General features: G+C 65.5%; 20 protein-coding genes. All 20 read right to left on the bottom strand.

Going from position 1 to position 16092, the window contains the following annotated elements; genetic code table 11:
• Window positions 1-64: 64 nt before the first annotated feature.
• Window positions 65-1078: a hypothetical protein gene (locus CK625_RS12665; RefSeq protein ID WP_095540688.1), complete on the bottom strand. Its 1014-nt coding sequence runs from the start codon at window positions 1076-1078 to the stop codon at window positions 65-67.
• 34 nt (window positions 1079-1112) lie between these two features.
• On the bottom strand, window positions 1113-1322 hold the full coding sequence (locus CK625_RS12660) for a DUF7210 family protein (RefSeq protein ID WP_095540687.1): 210 nt from the start codon (window positions 1320-1322) through the stop codon (window positions 1113-1115).
• 24 nt (window positions 1323-1346) lie between these two features.
• On the bottom strand, window positions 1347-1859 hold the full coding sequence (locus tag CK625_RS12655; RefSeq protein WP_095540686.1) for a hypothetical protein: 513 nt from the start codon (window positions 1857-1859) through the stop codon (window positions 1347-1349).
• A complete protein-coding gene (locus tag CK625_RS12650) occupies window positions 1856-2359 on the bottom strand; it encodes a hypothetical protein (protein WP_238945661.1) in 504 nt (167 codons plus the stop codon). The genes CK625_RS12655 and CK625_RS12650 overlap by 4 nt, the downstream gene beginning before the upstream one ends.
• Complete coding sequence (locus tag CK625_RS12645; protein ID WP_095540685.1) at window positions 2356-3036, bottom strand: hypothetical protein; 681 nt, start codon at window positions 3034-3036, stop codon at window positions 2356-2358. The genes CK625_RS12650 and CK625_RS12645 overlap by 4 nt, the downstream gene beginning before the upstream one ends.
• Before the next feature lie 141 nt (window positions 3037-3177).
• The gene (locus tag CK625_RS12640) at window positions 3178-5580 is read right to left on the bottom strand and encodes a hypothetical protein (protein WP_238945660.1); all 2403 of its coding nucleotides are present in this window, start codon (window positions 5578-5580) and stop codon (window positions 3178-3180) included.
• 1 nt (window position 5581) lies between these two features.
• Window positions 5582-5833 carry a hypothetical protein gene (locus tag CK625_RS12635; RefSeq protein WP_095540684.1) on the bottom strand — a complete coding sequence of 84 codons (252 nt, stop codon included), beginning with the start codon at window positions 5831-5833 and terminating at the stop codon, window positions 5582-5584.
• Between the two features lie 272 nt (window positions 5834-6105).
• Entirely contained in the window at window positions 6106-6327 is a 222-nt protein-coding gene (locus CK625_RS12630; RefSeq protein WP_095540683.1) for a DUF4926 domain-containing protein, read from the bottom strand.
• Window positions 6324-7670: a DUF6883 domain-containing protein gene (locus tag CK625_RS12625; RefSeq protein WP_143326287.1), complete on the bottom strand. Its 1347-nt coding sequence runs from the start codon at window positions 7668-7670 to the stop codon at window positions 6324-6326. Before CK625_RS12625 ends, CK625_RS12630 begins: the two co-directional genes overlap by 4 nt.
• Window positions 7670-9163 carry a hypothetical protein gene (locus tag CK625_RS12620; protein ID WP_095540682.1) on the bottom strand — a complete coding sequence of 498 codons (1494 nt, stop codon included), beginning with the start codon at window positions 9161-9163 and terminating at the stop codon, window positions 7670-7672. The genes CK625_RS12625 and CK625_RS12620 overlap by 1 nt, the downstream gene beginning before the upstream one ends.
• Window positions 9163-9345: a hypothetical protein gene (locus CK625_RS12615; RefSeq protein ID WP_095540681.1), complete on the bottom strand. Its 183-nt coding sequence runs from the start codon at window positions 9343-9345 to the stop codon at window positions 9163-9165. Before CK625_RS12615 ends, CK625_RS12620 begins: the two co-directional genes overlap by 1 nt.
• Window positions 9342-9947 carry a hypothetical protein gene (locus CK625_RS12610; RefSeq protein ID WP_095540680.1) on the bottom strand — a complete coding sequence of 202 codons (606 nt, stop codon included), beginning with the start codon at window positions 9945-9947 and terminating at the stop codon, window positions 9342-9344. Before CK625_RS12610 ends, CK625_RS12615 begins: the two co-directional genes overlap by 4 nt.
• Window positions 9948-10529: 582 nt before the next feature.
• Entirely contained in the window at window positions 10530-12197 is a 1668-nt protein-coding gene (gene terL, locus CK625_RS12600; RefSeq protein WP_095540679.1) for a phage terminase large subunit, read from the bottom strand.
• A complete protein-coding gene (locus tag CK625_RS13965) occupies window positions 12190-12339 on the bottom strand; it encodes a hypothetical protein (RefSeq protein WP_172425171.1) in 150 nt (49 codons plus the stop codon). Before CK625_RS13965 ends, terL begins: the two co-directional genes overlap by 8 nt.
• The gene (locus CK625_RS12595; protein WP_095540678.1) at window positions 12332-12832 is read right to left on the bottom strand and encodes a DUF1804 family protein; all 501 of its coding nucleotides are present in this window, start codon (window positions 12830-12832) and stop codon (window positions 12332-12334) included. Before CK625_RS12595 ends, CK625_RS13965 begins: the two co-directional genes overlap by 8 nt.
• Window positions 12833-13150, bottom strand: coding sequence for a hypothetical protein (locus CK625_RS12590; RefSeq protein ID WP_143326286.1), 318 nt, complete (start codon window positions 13148-13150; stop codon window positions 12833-12835). It lies immediately after the preceding gene.
• Window positions 13151-13185: 35 nt separating this feature from the next.
• Window positions 13186-13710, bottom strand: coding sequence for a hypothetical protein (locus CK625_RS12585; protein ID WP_143326285.1), 525 nt, complete (start codon window positions 13708-13710; stop codon window positions 13186-13188).
• Window positions 13707-14300, bottom strand: a complete 594-nt coding sequence (locus CK625_RS12580) for a lysozyme (RefSeq protein WP_095540675.1) — start codon at window positions 14298-14300, stop codon at window positions 13707-13709. Before CK625_RS12580 ends, CK625_RS12585 begins: the two co-directional genes overlap by 4 nt.
• Before the next feature lie 105 nt (window positions 14301-14405).
• The gene (locus tag CK625_RS12575) at window positions 14406-14921 is read right to left on the bottom strand and encodes a hypothetical protein (protein WP_095540674.1); all 516 of its coding nucleotides are present in this window, start codon (window positions 14919-14921) and stop codon (window positions 14406-14408) included.
• 11 nt (window positions 14922-14932) lie between these two features.
• A complete protein-coding gene (locus CK625_RS12570) occupies window positions 14933-15985 on the bottom strand; it encodes a hypothetical protein (protein WP_143326284.1) in 1053 nt (350 codons plus the stop codon).
• Between the last annotated feature and the right edge of the window lie 107 nt (window positions 15986-16092).

The following is a 16092-nucleotide window of genomic DNA, read 5'->3' as shown; positions in this document are numbered from 1 at the left end:
GGCCAGCGATGGCGGCAATGCTAGCGCAAAACCGCCCGTTGTTTCAAGGGCATCGGCCTCTGCCTCAGCCCTTGAGCACGCGGTAAAACTGGCTCACGCCGCTGCCGCTCTTGCGCGGGTCGCGCAGACAGGCGCCGCCCACTTCCAGATTGGCAAATCCATTGTCCTGCAGCAGGGCAATGGCATTGGCCACGCCCTGGCTGGCGCGGTGGATTTCGACCAACACCGGCTTGCCCGAATCGGCCTCGTTGAGCCCCTCGAAAATCAACTCCAACTCGACCGGGCCGGTGGTCAGGGCCTCGATCACAGCGTAATCGGCCCAGTCGTAGGTGACGCGCAGCTGATCGCCTGCGGCCAGATTGGCCGCGCCTGGCAGCAGGTAAATACCGGCAGGGCGCACCTCGTAATTGCCCGCCGCCGCAATGGTGGTGGCCGTGGTGGCTGTGGGGTAGGTGTAGCTGACCCAAATGGTCGAGCCGCTCTGGATGCCTGGCGCGCTGGCCTCGATGCTGATGCCGGTGCCAGTCACGCTGTAGTTGCCCGACTGCTCCACCTGCTGGGCCGAGCCGGCATCGCTGCCCACGCGCACCACCACGGCCGAGGGCGTGGCGTGCGCGAAAGTGATTGCCTGGCCCTGGTTGACGTTTTCGTGTTTTTCGTCGCTGACGCTGGCCGTGCCCGGCGTGTTGGTGATTTTTTGCAGTGTCACATTGCTGGGCTGCAGGTGCTGGGTGCGATACAGGCCGCCGAGCGTGGCGGCAAACGTTTCTTCGGCGCTGGTGCCCGCATCCTGGCTGCTGATGCTGCCCTGCACGGCGCGGGCAATGTTGGCCACGTTCAGGTCTGCCAACGTCATCTTGATGTTGACCTCGGTGACGCGGCGGATTTCCGCATGCGTGCCGCCGCCGCGCCGACTGAGGTCAGGTTGTTTTTTGACGTCTTCCGTTTGCGACAACTCCAGCTGGAGCACGTTGCCGATTTCCAGCGGCAGCGCGCTGCTGCCGTAGACGCGGGCATAAACCTGCCCGAGCAGCGCCGCTGGCGCATAGGTTTTGCTGATGATTTCACTGGCTGCCATGGGTCAATCCTCCAATGTCAAATGGCTGTGTGGTTCAGGCTGCGGGCGCATCGCCGCCATCGAGCAGGCCGCTTTGCTGGCGCATCCATTGCGCCACGGCCGGGTGCACGTGCAGCACGTCGCCGGCGTCGTAGCCCTGGCCCTGGTGCACATGGGACCGCGCCAGGCGCACGGGTTGCAGCGCCGGCGCGGCCGCTGGCGATGGCGCAGCGCGCCGGCTTGTGGTTCGTTTGCTGTTGCTCATGGTTTGCTCTCACTTTTCGGTGGGTCAACGCTGCGGGCGGCTGGGTGCCAGGGTGCGGGTGCTCAGCTGCAGCACGGCGCTGTGGCACAGCGCGCCGCAAAACCGCACCGGCCCAGCATCGGCCACCTGCATGCCGCGCTGCTGTTCGATCTGGCCCAGCAGGCCGGGCAGGCCCAGGGCCTGGTCGTAGCGCACGGCAGCGCGCATGCGCTCGATCAGCTCATCAAAAATCAACTCGCTGCCGATCTCATCGGCGAGCGCCATGTAGCCGCGCAGCTGCCAGCTGTGCTCATTGAGGATGCGGCCGGCGGCCGTGGTCTCGCTCGTGGCCACGCGGCGGATGTGCCAGCCGCGGATGTGCGGCTGGCTGCCCCAGGCGTCCAGCGCGGCATCGGGCAGGGTGTACAGGTACTGGGCGCGGAATGCGGCCTCGCTGCTGTGGTAGCGCTCGTGCAGGTGCACGTGGCCCACGCCGGGCACGGCCAGCAGCAGGGCCTGCAGGCGCTCGCGCGTCTGGGCCAGGGTGGCGATGTTCATTCCTGCCCTCCCACCATCTGCCGGGCGATCTGCGCGGCCGCATCCTCGAACAGGCGCACCACCTGGGGCTGCATGGCCTCTGCGGCGCGGCCCAAGGGGCGCTTGGCCTCGGTGCCGTGCGCGGCGATCTTGCGCGCCACCAGATAGGCCACGCGGCGGTTTTCCTTGGGATCGGCAATGCCCAGCACTGCCTTGACCCAGGGCTGGATGGCGTTAATTGGTGGCATGTGTGGCTTGGTGCCCAGCTCCACAAACGCCGCCACCGGCGATGCGCTGCCCACCACGCCCAGCACGCCCGCTGGGGTGCTGTGTACCTCGCTGCCAATGCTGGCGGCCGTCAGGCCCGAGGCGCGCGGCATGTTTTCTTGTGCCTCTCGTTGCACCAGCAGCGTGGCCTGATGCATGGTGGCCTCCAGTATCTGACGGGTTTGCTCTGGCGCCTCGCGCAGGCCGCGGGTGATGGCGTCCAGCGCGCCCAGGCCCATGTGGTAGCGGATCATGCACGCACCCTGAATGTGGGCGCGCCGCCAACCTGGTGGCGCGGGTGGCGCTGCGGCCAGCTGGCCACGGCCGCAGCGGGGCGCGCCGGCGCGCCCTCGATGGCCGGGTCGGCCACGCCCAGCGCCGCAAAATAGCTGGCGCGCCACTCTGCGGCGCGGGCCGCATAGTTGCGCGCCCGGCTCTCGGTCTGGCTGGCATCGGCGCCAATGGCCGCCTCGCGCTCGCCCGAAAAATGCGCCGCCAGCTGGCGGCACAGCAGGTGCGCGGCATAGGCGGCCACGGCCTCGCGGTGGCTGGGGTGGATGCTGCCGGCCTCATGCGGGCAGATGTAGATGATGAACACCTGCGATCCAGCCAGCAGCGTGCGCTCGTGCAGCAGCAGCTCGAAACCATCGGCCAGCTCGCGCACCAGGTAGCGGTGCAGGGCCTCATTGCGCCCGCCTGCGCCCAGCAGCTCCACATGCAGCAGCTCAAAGCTCAGCTGCCACTGCTGCGGCAGGCGCTGGGCATGGCCATCGGCCTGCCAGCGCAGCGTGGCGCTGGCGCGGCGCGGCATGTCCACGCCGTAGCGCGCCAGCGCCATGTCAATGGCGCGGTCGCGCTCAGGCGCGGCAAGCACCTGGTGCTGGTCGCGCACCATGTGCTCGACGCTGGCGCGCAGTTCATCCATGGTCATGGGCATCCTCGAAAAAAATCATCCTGGCTTGTCCAAACACTGGCCCGCAGCGCTTGGACAAGCCGCCTGGTCAAAACCCCAAAACACCAGGCGGCCGGGCAGTGGTACGGGGTGCCAGCCCGGTTCTTTGACGATTGCCGATCAGGCCACCACGGCCTTGGTCGTGCCCTTGCAGCCATCGACCAGCACCGCGCCGCCGTAGATGTGGCGAATCTTGTAGGTGATGGTGTCGTTGGCGAACAGGCTGCCCACGTTGGGCATGTCCTGCACGAACAGCTCCGGCTCCTGTCGGCCATCGAGGAACGAGACCTCCAGCACCGGCAGGCGGTTGGTGTCGGCCACCGTCACCCAGTCCTTGTCATCCGTCCAGTAGGAGACGGGGATGATTTCCGGGTTGATGGTCTGCACAAACGTCTTGTCCAGGTTTTGCTGGCGCACGAACAGGTTGTAGGCCAGCTCCTGCAGCTCGAACGGGATCAGCAGCGTGCGCGGCGCGGCCGCCAGGCGCTTGCCGCTGCCCGAGCGCGTTTGCTTGAGCATGGCCAGGCGGTGCTTGGCAAATTCATCCGCCGACAGGGCCGCCGTGAACAGGTTGCCGTGGTCGCTGTGGTACAGCGCCTTGCCGTCGTAGATGTTGCCGTTCTCCTTGAAGAAATCGAACACGAACTCATAAAGCGTGTTCTTGGCCGCCAGGGCCAGCTCCAGCGGGATGCGGCGCACGGTATTGACGTCGTCGTTTTTGATGGTCTCCAGCGTCACCGTCTCCGTGCCGCCGCGCTTGCTGACCTTGTAGGTGGCCTTGGCATCGCTGGGCGAACTCAGGGCCGTGTATTCGCCTTTTTCGGCCACGGCAGGCAGGTTGCCGTAGCCGCCGATCTGGATGCGCTCTTGCGTGCGGAAATCGCTCACGCTGCCCACCGTGGCCACCTTGCGCCAGACGTCCAGATCGGTCTCGCCGGTGTAGATCTCCTGCATGCGGCGCGTGATCGAATCGCCCAACGCGCTGGCAAAGGTGCCGCTGTCGATGGCCTCGCGCATCACGCCCAGGCTCTCGGCCATGCGGCCCATGTCGCAATGCTCCATGCGGCCCGTCACGCGCTTGTCGCCCGTGATCTCGATGTACGCCTCGCGCAAGGAGCTGACCGCGCCATGGTTTTTGTGCGCCGGGTTGAAAAACGCATCGAGCATCTCGCGCACCTGCACGCTGCGGTCGCCCACCTCGATGCTGCCCCCGCCAAATACGGGCACGCGCACGCTGCCCGATTCCGTGAAGCGCGCCAGGTATTCACCTTCTGCCTTGATGGCCTGGTCGATCTCGGCCTCAGTGAAGCGCTCGGCGCGCTCGAACTGCGTTTGCAGGCGTTGCTTGGCCGGGGCGGGCAGGGTGCTGGCCGCAATGCGCTGACCGGCCGTCTGGCGCAATTGCAGCATTTGCAACTCCGCCCGCGTGACCGGCGCATCGTCGCCCTGGGCCTCGCGCAGGGCATCGCTACCGGCCCCGGTAGCGCCGGGCACCAGCGGGCCGCACACGGCCTCATGCAGGTTGACCAGCTCATCGTCGCCAATCGTCTCCGGGTTGATGGCCGCGTATTGCGCAGGCGCGGTTTTCTGGATCGCCTCCAGCATTCGTTGCTTCCACAGTGGCATAGCTTTCTCTTGGTCAGTTGGTTGGTCGGCGGCGGCTTCGGTGAGGCGATCCAGGCCGCCGCCCGCGCCTGGCTCGACAATGAGATCGACGGAATTCACGCGACTGAATCGCACCGCCTCGCGCAGCACCGTGCGCCCCTCGCGGCGCGGTCGTATATTCGCCATCGCATCGATGGACAGGCCAAGCAGGTGCTGCATGCCGCGCTGCACGGCCTCCACCATCTTTTGCACCACGGGGTCGCTGGGGCTGATAGGGCGAAACGTCCCCGTCAGCGCGCCCGTGTCCGGCCCCTGGCCCTCAACGAACTGCACGCCGTACACCCCGCCAATCAGGTTGCGCACATCCTTGCCGCCGCCCTTGATGTGATCAGCGTCAGACTTGGCAAACACCCGCGCGCCCTCGAACAGCGGCGCGGCCTCGCGCAGGGCAGCGTCGGGGTAGTAGTTGTTGTTGCCGCTGCGCCCGGCGCGGATCAGCGTCACCGCGATGGAGCCGTCCGCAGCCTCGCGAAACGTAGCCAGCGCCCCGGAATCAGGCTGGGCCTGGCCCTCGCGCACAGGCACAAATCGTTCGACCACCTCCACCGGCGCGGCCAGTTGCACGGCCTGACCGCCATTGGCGTCATCGACCAGGGTGTAGCCGTACTGCCATTTGCGGCCATCGATTTGCACCACGATGCGGTCGGCATACATGCCGCAGATATCGGCCCATCGCTTGTCCCCCTCGGGGCGGCCCTCGTTGATGCGTTGCCGCACGGCACCAGACACCAGCTCGATCAGCTGGCGGAAATCGCGCTCCGGCGCAGGGGCGGCCTCGCGCAGGCAGGCTTGCACCTCATCGGGTGTCTGCAGCCCGCCGCGCGCGGCCAGAAACTGTATGAGTTGCGCGAGGTTCATCTCACGCCTCCAGATCGCCCACGAGCTTGGCACCCCAGCGGGTGACCACCACCACGATTCGGCCGTCGTAGCAGCGCCAGGCCAGCACGTCGCCCAGCTCAATGCCCACCAGCGCCGCAACCTCGGCCAGGCTCAGCTCACTATCCGTCGGCTCGGGATGTACGGCAGCAGGCTGCACTGGCCCGGCCTGCACTGGGTTGGCATCAGGGGCGGGGGCAGTCTGCCGCGCCGCCGTTTTTTTAGGATTGCTCATGCGCTCACCATCGGTTGTTTGTCGATGGCCGCATGGTGCCGATGGGCGCGCAAACAATTAAGGCCAGCAAACGCTGGCCTGTGGTCTAGAGGTAGGGGGATTTTGCTGTCGAGACCGCCGCGGGCCTCATCCGCGCCGCGCCTGCGCGTCGCAAACGCCCGCCAAGGCGTTTAACCGCCGTTTAACTCGCGCCGTTTGGTGTTGGGTGGTACATGGGGTGCGGCAATAAGCAAAAACGCGCTGTAGGGCTGTTTTTCTCTGACTGGCGGTTTTTAGGCCGCCTGACGCACCTCGAGGTCTGCCAAATCATGCTCATGGACGGTGCGCAGTGCCAGTGTCTCCCCCTCATCGTCCACGAAATCGACGATGTAGCCGTACTCGAGGACATCCAGCACCGTGCCTTCACAGCCCTCGGGAACAAACGGATCATCACCTTCAGCGGGCAGCTCGCGTGCGGCCTTGACGACCTGGAACTCTCGGAACTTGTGTGTCATGACTTTTCCTTCTTCCCCAAGATTTTCTTGTTGAGCCTGGTGTCGATGTACGCTGAGACCAAATGCGGTATCTGCAGCGGATCATCATTATGGATTTTCCAGGCCGTTGTCACAATGGCTTGCCCGCCATTGGGGCCAGTGATAGACATCATCACTTTGTGGCGGCGCTGGTTGTTTTTCACATCAATCTCAGATTCCTCTTGCAGCGCGGCCGGTGTCACAAGCAACCCTTGACGCAGAGCCTGTTCGAATGCGTCGGCGTTCTCCAGGCTGAACCCCAACATGGATTGCAGCACGCGCGCCTTGTGGCCGCCCTTGGGATGCTCGGGGTTGAGCGAGTAATCCAAAATCTTCGCCCTGGGAATCACCGCATCCTTGGCCCCCGGCAGCGGCTCCTGCCGCCACCCCGCCGCCTTGGCCTGGCGATCCAATTCGGCCTTGGCCGGGTGCAGCTCCAGCTCGCGCTGGCTGAAGGGTTGTGCGCCTGGGCGCTGCACCTGCCAATGCGCCATCCAGGGGATGGCCAGGCAGCCGCAGTTGATGACCTGCTCGGCCGGGGCGGCCGGGTCGTGCGGGTGCATCATCAGATCCACGCCGCCGCCCGGATTCGGCACGCGAAACGGCTTGTCGTGCGCCACGACCTGGCCATCGACCAGGTCGTGCTGCCAGCGGCTGTGGATTTTGCCGCTGCGCCGCCATTGCTTGTGCAGTCCGGGCACCAGGGCCGCAGCCTGGCGCAGGCGCTGATCGGCACCCACGGCAAATGCCCTGCCCAGCTCGGTGCGCACGATGGTGGCCGCGCGCGCCTGGGCGGCCCCGCCCAGGGCCTGCTGCACCTGCTGTATGGCCTGGTGGGGCGTGTGCCCGCCAATCAGCGCCAGGGCCAGCGCGCGGTCGATCTGGCCATGGGCCACATGGCCTACGTCGGCCAGGCGGCCAGCGACAAACTGGCGCAGCGCGGCCAGGAAGTGGGTGTTTTGCACGGGCAGTACGGCGTCCAGCCGGGTGCCGATGGCGGCCAGCGGCCTGTCCACCAGCTCCTGGCCCAGCGTCAGCGCCGCCCCCATGCCGGCGGCGGTTGCCGCGCTGGCGGCGCTGGTGGCCCCGCCCAGGATGGCGTCGATCTGCGCCATGACCTGGCTGAGCTGCAGCTGCTGCCAATCGGCAGGCTGCTCGGCCAGCAGCGCCAGGATGTCGCCGCGCGCGGCCTGCAGCAGCTCCAGCACGCGTTGCTGTTGGGCGCGCAGCAGTTGGCCGCGCTCGGTCAACAGCTGCAGCAGTGCGCGTTCGAAATCTCGCTGCTCGGCGCTGGGTTCGGCGCTGGGCTTGGGGCTGTCAGTCATCAGGCGCGCCCAGCCTCATCCACGGCGCTGGCCAGGGCGCGCGGCGCGCGGTAGGTGTCGCGCTGGGCCTGCTCGGCCGCGCGCTGCTCGGCCTGGGCGCGCGCAGCTTCCAGTTCGGCAGCCGGGTCGATCTCCTGCCCAAAGCGGCTGGCCACGTCGGCGACGATTTTCAGGGCCGTCTCCTCGGTCAGCAGGCCCTTGTCGATGGCCAGCATGGCAGCGGCCACCACCGATTGCAGCGCGGCGGCAAATTTGGTCACGTCGCGGTTGGCCAACTCGGGGAACACGGCGGTCACATGCCAGCGCGGGTCGCTCCAATCGGGCGTGGCCGCCTGCTGGCTGGATTTCCACAGCACGTAGCGGCCAATCTCCTCCAAAAAGAGTTTGAGGCGGTTTTGGCGCGAGGTGTAAACCTTGAAGGTCGGCTCGCTCATGCTCTCGCCAATGGCCCGGTTGGCATCGGCGGCGCCGCCAAACCAGTGCTCCGGGAAGGTGCTGCCGCCCAGCACGTGGTTGCGCAGCAGCCGCGCGCTTTCGCTGGTGTCGGCCGCGTGCAGTGCGGGCGACTTGGGCTCCAGCGTCATGCTTTCGTTGTGAACGAATGCGCCATTGCTGCTGGGCGGGACGAACGTTTTCTGGTAGGCCTCCACGGCCTCCTGGTCTGCGCCCTGCATGGTGATGTCCCACACAAAGCGGCGCAGATCCGCAATGCGGTCGAGTTCGCCAAACAGGAACTCATCGTAGGCGTCCAGCCAATCCATTTGCCCCAGCAGATCGGAGCGACCCCGGCTGCCGTCTGGCAGCTTGTTGAGCTGCAGCAAAAAGCACTCGCCGTCGGCGAAATCCTCAGCGCGGATCTGCGCCGTGCGGCGCGAGAACAGCAGCTCATCGTCGCCCAGCACGATGACCTTGTACTTGTGATAGCGGCCGCGCGCATCGCGTTGCGTGACCACGCCGATGGGCTGCTCGGGGTTGTCCGGGTCCATCACCACCTGGGCGATGCGGCGCGGGTCCAGATAGCCCAGGCGCACCATGCCGTCCGGCCCCACATGGGCCGTGTAGCACTGCTCGCCCAGCAAGGCCAGGGCGCGCACGCGCGCTTCCAGCTTGGCCGGCCAGTTGTTGATGGGGTCAAACCAGTGCCGATCCAGCACGGCCTGCTGCTGCTCATCGGCCGCCTGCAGCGTCACGCCCTCGGCCAGCAAATAGGCCAGCGGCAGCTCGATCAGCCGATTGGCCAGCACATTGGCTTGCCACAGGTGCTCGGCCAGTTTTTGCATGCGGCCCTGGGCCATGGGGCTGAGGTCGCGCTCGTTCTGGTTGCCCTGGCCCTCGCCGCTCAGGCGGCGCCAGCCGGCTTCATGGCCTGGCGCGGCCTCGGCCAGCCGGGCGGCGGCCGCAGGCGGCGCAGCCGGCACGGCAGGCACGGCAGGCACGGCAGGCACGGGCGGTGTCGCGGGGCTGCGGCCCAGCAGTTTGCCGATCCAGCTCATCAATCGTCCTCCAAACGCACCTGCGCGCCCACCAGCGCCAGGGCCAGGCGGCCGTGGTCGCCAGTGCGCGCCAGCAGTTCGCGCAGCGCCTGGGCGGCCTGCTGCACGCCGCGCTGGTCGGCCTCGGGCAATGCGGCAATGGCGCCCAGGATGTAGTAGTAATCGTCGCGCGCCTGGCTCATGGCTGGGCCTCCTGCGCCTGCTTCAGTTTGTGCTGCGCCACCAGCAAATCCCACTCTTCGCGCAGCACGCGCCGGCAACCGGGCAGCTGCATGTCGAATGCCGGCGGGTCAACCGTTTTGCCCTGCTGATGCAGATGCTCGATTGCTGCCTGCACATTGGGGATCCACAGGGCATAGGGGCCATCTTCGCTAAGGTACAGCCAGCCGCACTCCTGAAACGGCGAGCCGATATTCATCCACCCCCGGCTGCCATCATCCGGTTGATCCCAGCGCAGAGACAGAGGCACACCCAAAGCCTGCGAAATGACGGTGCAGCTGTATTCATAGCCCTGCAGCGCCGCGAACTTGGCCGCCGCCTCGCTGCCTTTTTTGGGGTAGCAGTGCCCATTTTTTGGCCTCTTGAACTGTGGGTGCGGCTCGCCCTCAAACCCCAGCGAAACCAAGCGCCCATCCAGATGATTAAACGAGCAATGCGTGGCCCCATACTCATCGGCCAGCACCTTGGCTTCTGCCAATGCCCGCTTGCGCTCTGCAATGTGGCGCTTGATCAGCGATAACGCCGGGTCGCTCTCGATCATGTAAATCACCGAATCAGATTTCATCTCATCCTCCTCGCCGCGCCGTGCGGCCGTAGCATTCGTGTGGTGTGCAACGGCTGGCCAGATCAACCAGCCACATGGCCAGCGCCAGCGGCGTGTGCTCGCGTTCGGCCTTCGTGATTTCAGGCCGCCCGCGTCTTCGGCTGGCGACCACATGTGTGGGCTGGCCCAGGGCAATGGGCATTGCAGGGATAGCACGCGGATCGCAGCCCACGATGTAGAGCCAGGTCGCCTTTTGCGCCCTGTGGCCCCACCAGTGCTGGTGGATGGGCAGCGTCCATCCACCCCAGGCATCGCGCATGCCAGGCGGGGGCATATGGGCAGCCCGCCACAGCAGGGATCCCTGGGGGTGCTCCAGCACACCGCCCCATTGCCGCACCTGTTGCACGGCCCAAAGGGCCAGCCCGGCCTCGTCAGGCCTGGGCCGGGCAAATTGCCGCAGGCGCCCCCAGGCCCGGCATGGCGGGTGAGCCACGACAGGATTGCCGCCAGGCCAGCGGCGGGCATCCCGAGGCATGTCCCATACGTCAACCCCCGTCAAATACTTGTAGTTGCTGTCGGTGCGCGCAAAAAGGATGGACACCATCACGTCCTCCTGAACATCCGCTGCGCCGTGCGGCCATAGCGCTCGGCGGCGCTGCGCTCTGGCCCGTTGCTGCTGCTCTGCGCCGCAGCGGCCAGGCCGCCGCTCACAGCCAGCATCCACAGCACTACCACCATGTCCGGCCCGTCGTCATGATCCGCTTTTGGGAAATGCCGAAACTGGTTGATCAGCGTGCTCTGGCTGCTGTGCAAGCGGATCAGCCCGTTGTGCATGTGCGGCTGCAGGCTCTCGATGCGCAGTTGTTTGTCCGCCAACGGGATCACCCCGCGCGCCGGCACGGGCACGCCCAGCGCGGCAGAGCGTTTGACCAGCTCGGTGCGCAAAAACTCCTGAAACTGCACGCTCTCCACGCCCCACACGCGGCATTGGTACTCGCGCTGCATCTCGATGACGTCGCTGATGATGCGGTCGGGCGTGCGTTTGCGAATCCTGGCCTCCACCACATCCAGCACGCCCGTCTCGCGGTTGTAGCCGCCCACGCCAATGGCCGAGGGGTCGCGCCCGCCGCCGGCCTTGCCCAGCGAGGGATCGCAGGCTCCGTAAAAAATCCAGCTGTCCAGACGTGATACCCAGAACTGGATGCTGTTGGCAAAGGGGGCGTCATCGCCTGCGGTCGGGTCGTTTTGCTGCTCGGAATCGAACGCGGTATGCCCCTCGCGCGCGCGCTTGATCATCAGCTGCACCAGCGGCCGCACCGCTGGCCAGCTCACCTGCGCGCCCGCGTCCATCTCGGCGCGGTTGGCCTCGTACAACGCCATCGCGGCCGCCATGCCATCGGCAGGGGTGTCGGCGTTGAGCAAGAGCCGCTCAAACTCCTCCCACAAATCCATGCGCTCGGGCCATTGCAGAACGGCCTTGAACACCTTGCGATGCCACAGCGGATTGCGCAAAAACCGGCTGAGCACGCTGTCGTACATCAGCACCGTGCCGATGATGATGGCGTCCATGCTGTCATCGGGCGGGCCCAGGTTGAGCACGCCCTTGGTCACGAACGCCTCCAGCTTGTCGCGCTGGGCGGGCTGGGCCACGTTCTCATCGTTTTCGATGTCGTCCATGATGGCCAGGTCTGGCCGGTGCGCGCCGTGGCGACGGCCCCGGATTTTTTTGGCGCTGCCAAATGCCTCCACCTTGCGGCCGTTGGCCGTGACGATCACGCCCGCACGCCACACGCGGCCCTGACCTGCGGCCTCGGGGAAGTCGCCAGCAATGCGCGGGTTGGCCTCCAACTCCGCTTTGATGGCCTCCAGCATCTCAGCGGCCTGCTCGAACGCATCCATGATGATCACCGCGTACCACTTGCGCCCGGTGACGATGCACCACAACACAAACGACATGCTGACTTTGGTCGATTTGGCCTCGCCGCGCGGCGCGGCAATGGCATCACGCTGCCCGGCGGGGTTTTCGACCAAGCGCGGCAGGCGCTCGTACAGGTAGCGGTGCAACTGCGATGGCTCGGCCTGGCCGTAGTGCGGGAAGTAGGTGCGATCCCAAAACTCGTAGCCGCCAATGGGGTCAAACACCCGGCGGCGGCGCTCGGCCACGGCAGCGGGGCTGATGTCCCAGCCGTCCAGGTTTGCATCGACCTGGCGGCGCAAATCCTCGGCCAGCTGGGCCAGGCCCTGTAAAAACTCCTTGCTGGTTTTAGCCATGGCCAGCGACCTCCGGCACGACAAAAATCAGTCGGAAATCGGCCAGGCCCAGGCATCCAGCCAACCACATCAGAACAACCACTGCGCCAACAAACAGCAGCGCCAGGCGCAGCAACACCAGCACGAAAGCCCAGTTATCCATACGCCCTCGCCAGCTCTGACCCGAAGGGCTCCAGCAGATCCAGCAGCATCTGCACATGGCCTGGGTGCTGTTGCTGCGCAAACGCCACCAGGCGCTGCAGCACGTCCAGCGCGATGGACTGCTTGTTGATCTCGGGCGAAAGCCTTTTGAACGAGTTCATCGTTTTATTAAACGAATCGCTCATGCTCGCCAGCGTCTCGGCCCGCTCGCGCGCGCTCATGCCCTCTGCCTCGCGCAGCAGGTCCATGGTGTGCTGGTGCTGCACCAGGTAATCCTCCAGCAGCTTTTGCGCCAGCGACGACATGTTTTCATCGCCCAACGCCACTGCGGCGCGGGCTTTATCCCAGTCATCACCAGCGATTGATGCCTCTTTTTTCCAGCGGTTGGCCGTGCCGCGCGCCACGCCCGCCTTGGCGCAGGCCGCGTCCATCGGCAGGCGCTGGTACACGTACAGGCTGCGCAGCTGGGTGCGCTTTTCCTGCGGGTGCGCCATTCACAGCCCCCCGCGCAGCCAGTTCTTTGCCGCCTCGACGATCAGCGCCACGCCCACGCCAGCGGCGCTGCCGCCCACGGCCCCGACCACGGCGGACTTTTTCTCCACGTCGCGCAGGCGCTTGTCCAGCTCGGCGATCTGCGCGCGCGTGGCCACGTGGTTCGATTCGATCTTGTCATCAAGGCGATGCAGGCCCACATCGACCTTTTGATCCAGCTCGACCAGGCGCTTGTCCTGGCGGTTGAGGTGGCTGGTGATGGAGTCGAGCTTGCCGTCCATCTTGCCCAGCAACAGCAGTTCTTCTTTTTCCAATGGCATGGTGGTTTGCGTGTGGTGGTGGGAGGGGGTTGTTCTCAGTGCTGCAGCAGCCGCGCTCGGCACGATGCATAGGCCGCGTTGACGGTCTCCATCTCGGCAATCACTGCTGCAAGGCGTTCAGCGTTTCGCGCCGGAAGTAGCCCAATGGCCGCGCTGGCGTCTGCTGCACCAGCGTCGGCACCGGCGGGGGCGTGATCTGTGGGGCCACCACCACCTGGCCCACAGGCAGCGGGGCGGGTGACGACGCGCACCCGCACAGGGCGGCGCTCAAGCTCGCCAGCCAGGCGAGCGATTTCGGCTTGGTTTTGTGCATCGGTTTGCTCCCGCAAGGTGTGCGCAGCATCGGCGCGCGCCTGGGCGGCGTCGCGCTCTTGGGTCAGGGTTTGGAGGGTTTGCGCCGCTTGGGCGTTTTGCGCGGCCACCGCCGCTTGCAATGCGGCCAGCTCGGCGCGGGCGGCGCGGGCGCGCCGCATCTGCCAATCGGCCACCCCGGCCAGGGCCAGGCAGGCCAGCAGCAGCGCCACGGCGGCCCAGCGCTCCAGCGCAGCAAGCACTCTCATGGCGCCCCCTGCACGGTGGCGGTCTGGCCACTGCCAGGCAAATCCTGCAAACACAGCGCCATCTCGCGCTGGCGGCGCAGCTTCAGGCCGCGCAGCGGCTTGCCCTGCGCCGTGGCCCAGCGCGGCATTTGCTGGCAGGCGGCGCGCACATCGCCGGCCTGCAGCAGCCGCAGCATGGTGCTGTGGCGGCCACTCTTGAGCCAGACAAAGCCGTCCTTTTGCCCCACCGCGCCGGGGCCGACGTTGTAAATGAAGCTCAGCAGCGCGGCGATGGTGGCCGGTGGCATGCGCGCCACCACTGGCGCTGGCACATGGCGCACCAGCACGTCGGCGGCCTCATGGATGCCGCGCAGCGTCAGCTCATCGCACTGGGCATCGCTGGCCCAATCGCCCAGGCGCACGCCGCGCGTCCAGCCCTCGCAAATGGTGGGGATGCCTACCGGGTCCAGATAGGCGCGATTGCGCCGCCCCTCCTCGGTGGGGATCAGGCCAGAGCCGCCAGTGCCCACCAGGATGGCCAGCACCGCAGCGGCCGTGGCCGCGCCCAGCTTGAGCCCCAGCGGCGTTGTGGATTTGGATGTGTTTGCCATGCCGCCACTGTGCCGCCGGCGGCGCAAACAAATAAGGCCAGCTTGTGCTGGCCTGGGGACGGTTTTGGTGACAAAGAGGATTATGCCTGCGATGCTCCACAGGGTTCAAGGGCCAAGATTTTTGCCCGCAACGACATCTAGGTCGCTGCGACGGCCCTTTTCCCGATCCATGTCCGATTTGATGCTGTCTGCCGGCCCCAGCGTCAAAAACACTGTCCACAGCTGCCACAAGGTCAGTGCTACCAGAAGAGCGTATGAAAGCCCTCGCCCCAACTCTGCCGGGATCCCGAAGCCGTAGGCCCGCACCAAGGGGGCCACTATCCCGATAAGCAGAACGATCGCCAGGATGCACGTCGAATTGACCACAGGCGTAAACAGCTCACTGCTTGCATCGCCCGTTGGAGTCCTGCCCCCTGCGCCTTTGCGCAAGGAAAAGCGCAGGCGCTCTGGGTAAACGATGGCCATCCATGCACCGATGACCGCAAAAATGATGGCCGCAGTGGTGCGTAACGCTTCAAAAAGCGGCCATTGCTCCACAAACGGAACCTTCCGGCCAAACCAGGCCCCCGCGCACACCAAAGCGACGCTGAAGATCCAGGCTATAGGCTTAAGAAAACGCATGGGTGGAAACACTAGCTCAGAACGGCTTCAATACTCGCCCTGTTGCTTTGCAATGCCTCAAGCAAAGATTGCGCCGAGACCACTGACGGCGCTACACGTATGACAGGCAGTTTGAACTCCCCGCGTGCGTAGGCCTTGCCGATCCAGCGTGGCGAGGACTCACCCCGAAGAACAAATCCGACGTCATCCCAACCCTCACTGCCGTCCTCGTAGGACCTTACCAGCTCTTTTATTTGTTGGTGCGTTATCTGGGTATCCATTTCGTAGGAGACGCGGACTTCTTCGTTCACCTGTGTTTCGATACCCCTGAGTTTGCGCCAGAACATTTGCCAAAGCGCCAAGTCTTCCTTGCGCTTGGCCAGATCCAGCGTGACGCGGCGGACAACCCTACGGACGGAGTCGTGATGCTTGAGGAGATACTCAATGTCGCCCGCGATCCGATGCTGGCTGGATTGAAACAACGGCTCCACATCCTGCCTCGGGTCGTCACCCGGTTGTTTTCGATACCCGATGACTTCCATGCTTTCGTCAACCAAACCTGCCGTGCCTGAGACTGCTTGCCGCACGACCGCATATTTGGCGCTGCGGCTCAGGAAGCCCTTCAGATAGGCTTGCAACTGCCTATGGCCTGCCACAGGAAATTCAAACCGGACTCCAGCCATCCTTGAGTGCTGTGGCTGGAACCAGTAGTAACTGGGAAATCCGGGTAAGCTGCCCTTGGCGATTGCGTTTTCAATCACCGCTGCCTGGCCCACCATTTCATTGGGTTGGACCGACGCCACCGCCTTTTCTCCCGCGGGCGTCTGGTTCCATAAAACCAAGAGCCACTCCCCATTGTGCTGGGCAATATCAAAGACAAACGCAGGCAAAAGGTCTGCCTCGGGAGAGGGTGGATAGGTTTGTGTTTGTGCAAGCTGCACACCGCCCTTGACCCATTGCTGTATCTGGGCCAGCGTAGCGCTCAAGTCGCCAAATTCACGGCGCCGGGCCCCTCGGGGGCCGCCGCGGCTGTAGTACCCGCACTTGTTGATCTTGAAAAAGGTGATTTTTGCGTCTTCAGTCATCAAAAACACTCCCTCACATCATCCATCCATGCCAGACCACGCGCCCCGCAATCCGCAGGGCCGCTGATCACACCCTTCAGCTCCCGCCGGTCTGCTCGCGGACGATG

It is taken from the genome of Vandammella animalimorsus (assembly GCF_002285265.1).
Classification (GTDB): Bacteria; Pseudomonadota; Gammaproteobacteria; order Burkholderiales; family Burkholderiaceae_C; genus Lampropedia.
Note: the sequence above shows the minus strand (reverse complement) of the source record. Positions and strands in the feature narration are given on the sequence as shown.